This is a genomic window from Ureibacillus sinduriensis BLB-1 = JCM 15800 (assembly GCF_000772955.1).
Taxonomy (GTDB): domain Bacteria; phylum Bacillota; class Bacilli; order Bacillales_A; family Planococcaceae; genus Ureibacillus; species Ureibacillus sinduriensis.
Genome location: NZ_JPVO01000014.1, coordinates 1 through 1,450, shown reverse-complemented (window position 1 = coordinate 1,450; position 1,450 = coordinate 1). Strand labels below are relative to the sequence as shown.

The window sequence follows — 1,450 nt, the reverse complement described above, 5'->3', positions numbered from 1 at the left end:
AAAAGTTAGTTTTTTTACTCTAACTTTTGGGGTGCAGTACCGGAAAGCGCCCGATTGTTGAAGAACAATTTAATGATTTTCTTGTTTTCGTAAAAATAAAAAAAAGTTTGTAATCAGTTTAGATACAATGAATAACGCTATATAGTACAAGAACAAATGAATATAATTTACTCCCTTAAACATATCGAAAAAGTGAAAATTCACCATAATTGGTTTTAATACAAAAGCAAAAAATGCTGATAATAAAGTTGAATATAGGTATATGTTCTTTTTGCTGTTCAATGTCCATTGATATAACAACATAAAACTTACCGGAACTAAGGAAGCGTCTAGAGCAAAACTTGGTAAAAAGTGAACGAGTTGATAGGGATATTCCCATAGACCCATATTTATACCGGTTTTATTTACATATGAGAACCAAACATGATAATTAAGTCCAAAAAAACCTAAAAGTAACGTTACCCTTTTATCTATTAAAAAGAATAATATTATAATTGGTACAATTAACGCTATAACTACTAACCAGAATTGCCATGTATCAAAGTCGGAAAATGATTTCCAATATTCTAATTGAAGTTGGTTTAACTCTCCTAACATTGACCTTATTTGATTTAAGAGTTCTGATTGTTTTTCCTTCATATCTAAATCTCCTTAATAATATTTCTATTATTAAGTAATTTAACCGTATTCTTGTTCAACTATTCTCCTTCAATAACAAAGGAAACGATTATATTCAAGAAATGCGTCCGATTGTTGAAGAGATTATTTAAACTAGAGCACCATTAATTTAATAACAATGTAATGGTTTTCTCTCTCTTCCAATAAAATTAGCAGGTACAGGACTTAGTTCTAATTCTCTTGCCCAAACAGAAAGTTGACCAATATGGTGAATCTCGTGAGTAATTATATGATGTAATATTTCATCAATAGTGTATTTATCTTCATCCCAAGAAACACTAACTAGTTTTTCTTTTAAACCTCCCAAATTTGATTTAAGAAATTCAGCTATCTCATTTCGTGTTTTATCTGAAAGAGTTTTAACCTTTTTCAAAGTATTATGTTCATCAAACTGAAATACTACATCTTCTTTGCCTTGAATACCACGAATCCAACTATATTCCACATCAATTATGTGAAAAAGTGTGTATAATATATTTCCTACTCCACCCTTCTGGTCTTTTAACAACTCTTTAATAGTCAGTTGATTACACCAGTCAAACCACTCATCTCTAACCTGCCAGTTATATTCAAAGAATTTAATCATTGTAAACACTCCAATTTAGCTTATTACATTATTTTTCTATGTAGATGCAACTATTTCCTTCTTTAACTCCGTTTGTAAACCTTCTCAGACTCGAGTACATAATATAAAGTTGTTTTCTTTCCTACACAATATGGCCCTATTCGTATTATAAGGTCAGTCAGAGAAATCTGATTGACTATTTTTTAT

The 1,450-nt window shown here is 29.7% G+C and carries 2 protein-coding genes; both read right to left on the bottom strand.

Features of this window, described 5'->3' with window-relative positions; genetic code table 11:
• Positions 1-69 precede the first annotated feature (69 nt).
• Positions 70-639, bottom strand: coding sequence for a hypothetical protein (locus CD33_RS00165; protein WP_036196979.1), 570 nt, complete (start codon positions 637-639; stop codon positions 70-72).
• Between the two features lie 148 nt (positions 640-787).
• Positions 788-1,264 carry a DinB family protein gene (locus tag CD33_RS00160; RefSeq protein ID WP_036196978.1) on the bottom strand — a complete coding sequence of 159 codons (477 nt, stop codon included), beginning with the start codon at positions 1,262-1,264 and terminating at the stop codon, positions 788-790.
• Positions 1,265-1,450 lie beyond the last annotated feature (186 nt).

Bases quoted from the DNA above. Each gene is read 5' to 3' on its own strand.
- CD33_RS00165 (WP_036196979.1), bottom strand. From the start codon at position 639: ATGAAGGAAAAACAATCAGAACTCTTAAATCAAATAAGGTCAATGTTA.
- CD33_RS00160 (WP_036196978.1), bottom strand. From the start codon at position 1,264: ATGATTAAATTCTTTGAATATAACTGGCAGGTTAGAGATGAGTGGTTT.